At 35.4% G+C, this 4738-nt stretch carries 3 protein-coding genes and 2 pseudogenes; 4 read left to right on the forward strand and 1 reads right to left on the reverse strand.

Annotated elements, in window-relative coordinates:
- Window positions 1-435: 435 nt before the first annotated feature.
- A pseudogene (gene speE, locus ACFVSH_RS23000) lies at window positions 436-980 on the forward strand (polyamine aminopropyltransferase); the annotation flags it as partial.
- Between the two features lie 141 nt (window positions 981-1121).
- Here the strand turns inward: speE and ACFVSH_RS23005 are convergent.
- Window positions 1122-2372 carry a helix-turn-helix domain-containing protein gene (locus ACFVSH_RS23005; RefSeq protein WP_387708017.1) on the reverse strand — a complete coding sequence of 417 codons (1251 nt, stop codon included), beginning with the start codon at window positions 2370-2372 and terminating at the stop codon, window positions 1122-1124.
- 147 nt (window positions 2373-2519) lie between these two features.
- On the opposite strand from ACFVSH_RS23005, the gene ACFVSH_RS23010 reads away from it, so the two are divergent.
- The 3 genes and pseudogenes from ACFVSH_RS23010 to ACFVSH_RS23020 all read left to right on the forward strand — a co-directional run bounded on the left by ACFVSH_RS23010 (window position 2520) and on the right by ACFVSH_RS23020 (window position 4658).
- Window positions 2520-3278 (forward strand): SDR family NAD(P)-dependent oxidoreductase, encoded by a 759-nt coding sequence (locus ACFVSH_RS23010; protein ID WP_387708019.1) that lies wholly within the window; start codon window positions 2520-2522, stop codon window positions 3276-3278.
- A gap of 231 nt (window positions 3279-3509) precedes the next feature.
- Window positions 3510-3915: pseudogene (locus ACFVSH_RS23015) on the forward strand (peptidase dimerization domain-containing protein); the annotation flags it as partial.
- A gap of 431 nt (window positions 3916-4346) precedes the next feature.
- The gene (locus ACFVSH_RS23020; protein ID WP_387708021.1) at window positions 4347-4658 is read left to right on the forward strand and encodes an ABC transporter permease; all 312 of its coding nucleotides are present in this window, start codon (window positions 4347-4349) and stop codon (window positions 4656-4658) included.
- Window positions 4659-4738 lie beyond the last annotated feature (80 nt).

A 4738-nucleotide genomic window follows, 5' to 3' on the forward strand; every position in this document is an offset into this window, starting at 1 on the left:
ATATAGAGGCGATATCATAAAAAATATTTATTTAAATAATTGTCTATTTCGAATGTTTATGGTATTTCAATAGAGGATAACGATTGTAGATAAGTTATATTTGAAATTCAAATTCCAACTAGAAAATCTTGACCTTTGTGAAACACAAAGGTTTATATTATATCTATCACTCTAATAAGATGGTATAACGGGGTGAGAAAAAGCTTGATTTTGTCTATATATCAGGTTCCTTATCTCGACGTCGGAGGACCAGCCGCCAATGAACCATCGTTTATTGTGAGGTATCATTAAAGAGTGAATATAGACAAATTTAATAGAATTTTCAATTCTGTATGATCCGATAGATGAACTCTAAGCAGTGCCAGCTGCTTAGAGTTCATTTATCTTATGTCTGATCATATAAATAAAAAATATAGAAAGGAAAAGAAAACTAATATGAAATTATGGTTTACAGAAAAACAAACCGAGTCTTTTGGTATTACAGTAAGAGTTAATAAAACCCTTCACTCCGAGAAAACAGAGTATCAACAATTGGACATGATTCAAACCGAAGAATTCGGTAATATGCTTCTACTTGACGGAATGGTTATGACCACCGAAAGGATGAATTTGTCTATCATGAGATGATTGTTCATGTTCCATTGTATACTCATCCTAATCCACAAAAGGTGCTCGTTGTTGGCGGCGGTGATGGGGGAACGATTCGGGAGGTATTGAAACACCCAAGCGTTACCAATGTTGTTCAAGTTGAAATCGATGAGAAAGTAGTGGAATATTCAAAGCAGTATTTACCCAATATCGCCTCTGAGTACAGAAACCCGCGCGTAGAGCTTAGTGTAGGTGATGGCTTTATGCATATTCTAAATAGTGAAGATGAATATGACGTCATTTTGGTCGATTCCACCGAGCCTGTAGGGCCAGCTGCTAATTTATTTACTAAAGGGTTTTATGCAGGAATATCAAAGGCATTAAAGGAAAATTGAAAAGCCTGCGATGATGATTGCTCCATTAAAGAAATGGGAAATATGCCTAGTTATAAGAAGTGGGAGAAAAAGTAAATTCGCATTTTGCTGGGGGGTACCCCAATTTGATCTGTTGCTCAAATTTTCATTTATATATAATTATGTCGATTTATGATCGGAAAAATGATCATTTCTAAACTGCCTGGGGGTTAAACCTGTGTATTTTTTAAAGATTTTTATAAAATAACTTTGGTCGTTGAAATTTAGCCATGTGCCGATGTCTGAAATCGAATAATTTGTTAAAAGTAAGAGCTTTTTTGCTTCGTCAACTCGTTGCCGTTGAATGTATTCACTTATTGGTTTTCCAACCTCTTTTTTAAAAAGTGATGATAAGTAATTTGGGCTTAAACGACACATTTGTGCAAGGTAATCAAGTGTGATATCGTCATAAAGATGGTCATAAATATAATGTTGACAAGCTGTTATTGTTGCAGAATATTTTTCTTTATTTAATTGGTGCACACGATTGGTAAAATCTATTATGGCTTCTTCCGTTAATTTCAATATTGCTTTTAAGCTTCCTAAATCCTCGAGTTGTTGAATATAGAAATCGCTTAAGGTAAAGGCAGTTTCATCATTTAAACCACCTTCAATAGCTGCTCTGCAAACAAGAGCAATTCCAGTTATCATTAAATTCTTTTCACTTCTTAGGCGATTTCGTTTCGATAATAATCCTAATTCCGCCTCACCGACAATAGAGTAATCGAAGATATCCTTTAATTTATCTATCCGTCCGTTTTTTACATAATCAAGCAAAACCCGTTCATATGAAAGATTGGAATGAAAAATGAAATTCCTTCTCACTTTTGAAAGCTCAAGATCCGGGTTCTCTAATTCAATCATATCAAGGGACAGCGCTTCATTGTTTTGGATGACCATCGTTTTATCAAGCTTTTTATGGTACATCAAATAATAAACTAATAAACTAATTGTTAGGAATTGTTGACTATCAATAATGGGAATGGATTGATAGTATTCAATGAGTTTCCTTTTCTTAAGGTTTCCTTTAAAAGCATCTATGATCTTGCTAATCATTTCATCAGATATTTCTGACTCAAGGGTAGGGCCTAAAATAATGGTACCTAAAAATAGATTCGTTTTTTTAAGATTGACAAAGAAAAAGTTCAAATTTGAATTAGAGAAAAATATAGGAAAATCCTTTGGATTATCTTCATAAGTATACACACTTATCTGCTCTTTGAACTGGCTGTAATATGGATGATCCCGTAAGTTTCTACTTGAAAATTCGTATTCAATCTCACCAAATTGATTGACATAATAAACAGGTATTTTATGAACTTTATAAATAAGCTCACATATATATTGTAAATCTTGTATGGCTATTTCCATCTATTCTATAAACTCCATTCAAATTTTTTTAATTCGGTCTTTTTTTAAAGTTAATATGTACTATTATTCGTAAGATAATACAATAAATATTTTTAAACAAGCCATAAAATGATTCGTGTAAGAAGAATAAGCAGGGAGGAATTAAACATGGAATTATCAAATAAAATTGCTGTCATAACTGGTGCAGGAAGTGGAATCGGAAGAGCAAGCAGTTTGAAACTTGCTAGTAACGGTGCAACAGTTGTATTAGTCGATTTCAATCAGGAAACAGGAGAAGAAACGTTAAAACTTGTGAAGGAACAAGGTGGAGAAGGCATCTTCGTCCAGGCCGATGTCTCGAAAACTGAAGATGTGCAAAGTTATGTAAATAAAGCTGTCGAAACATATGGACGTATTGATATATTTTTCAACAATGCAGGTGTTATCCAAAAGTTCGCACCTTTCACTTCAGTAGAAGAATACGAATTTGACCGCATTATGTCTATCAATGTAAAAGGGGTCTTCCTAGGAATGAAATATGTGTTAAAAGTGATGGAGGAGCAAGGAAGTGGCTCTATTATTAATACTGCTTCTACTGCAGGTGTTCGTCCTGAACACAGTGTAGCTGTATATTCTGCAAGCAAACATGCGGTTGTAGGCTTAACCAAGGGTGCTGCATTAGAATATGCGAAAAAAGGAATTCGTATAAATGCACTTTGTCCTGGCGGTGTGAAAACAGCATTAACAACAAGTGTTGAAGCTCAGTTTGCAAAAGGTGGATACGTTCCAGAAGAGGTTTCCAATATGAGAATGGGCCGTTATGCTGATCCGAAAGAACTCGCTGAAATGGTTGCTTACTTAGCATCAGATAATGCAAGCTATATGACCGGTTCAATTGTTCTTGTAGATGGCGGGCTAACTTTATAGTCAATAAAAAGATCGAGTAGGGTTCTTTCGATTTAATAATTAGGGGCAGTCATGACTGTCCCTAATTTATTTTTTTAAAACCTGACTCAATCATTCATGTGTGCTGGTAAAAGGTTAGCAAAGTTTTGAGCAGTTTTTGATAGATAATGATTCGGATTTTATAGGTTACCTTAGAATATTTTGCACGGAACCCATGAAGTAATTCACGTAATCCTTCTACCGAAGTAAACTTTTGCTTTATGTTGGCATCCGTGGACAACCAATACAATTTTACCAGGAAATCCGTTAGCTAATTACCAAATTTACTACCAATTTAAAGGGAAAAGTGCCCACGCTGCTGTTCAACCACATTTGGGAAGAAGCCGCTTGATGCAGTGGAGCTGATGAACGTGGGTGTTAACTACTTACGTGAGCATATCATCTCGGATGCAAGAGTCCATTATGCAATTACAAACACAGGTGGTTTCACTCCAAATGTTGTTCAAGCGGAAGAGGAGGTTCTTTATTTGATTCGTGCGCCTAAAACATCTCAAGTTCAAGAATTCACCAAAGGGTATGTAACATCGCTAAAGAAGCAGCACTTATGATGGAGGCGGAAGTAGAAATTGTTTTCGATAAAGCCTGCTCCAACCTGGTTCCTTTTTATCAGTGTTGCTACTGTTTTACTATTCCTGTTGCTTTGGGAAGTGCTTCTCAAAATGAATGGATAAATCCATTGTTCATTAGCTCACCTATTGAAATTGCACAAGCGGCAGTTTTAATGGTCCAAGAAATTTCTTTTTGGGAAAATATGAAAGTAAGTGGTGGCGAATTTATTGCAGGCTTTGTTTTAGCCATACTTATTGGAATTCCAATTGGTGTGTTATCGGGCTGGGATTCCAACTTTAATGCTGTAGTTAATCTTTCATTTCAGGATTATATGTAACTCCTAAAGTCGCCCTTTTACCAGTGATCATAATTGCGTTCGGTATAGGCCCAGCATCAAAAATTGTTATAGTATTTTTGATGGCCTTCTTTCCAATAGTGATGAGCGCTCAAAAAGCAATGTTAACATAAGATCAAAACTTAATAAAAGCCGCAAGAACATTTAGTGCAAGTGAATATCAAATTTTTAAAACGATTGCTTTGCCTTCGACGGTACCATTCCTTTTAAACGGAATTCGCTTAGGTATTGGTCAAGGATTAATTGCTGTAGTTGTAGGTGAATTATTCGCTTCGACAGCTGGTATCGGATATCAATTGACAAGCAATGGGCAAAATCTGCAAACAGATCGTATGTTTGTTGGAGTGTTGGTCATTACGATTACGGGAATCATTCTTACTTCATTATTAGGCATTATTGAAAGACGCTATTCATCTTGGAAACCAGAAAATAGTTAATTAAATTAATTATGCAGACTGTAGCCAAACTTGAACTGCCCCGTAAATGTTAGACACCAACTAACATTTATGGGGTGTTT

This window comes from Peribacillus sp. NPDC058002 (assembly GCF_042886655.1).
In the GTDB taxonomy this organism is placed as follows: Bacteria; Bacillota; Bacilli; order Bacillales; family DSM-1321; genus Peribacillus; species Peribacillus aracenensis.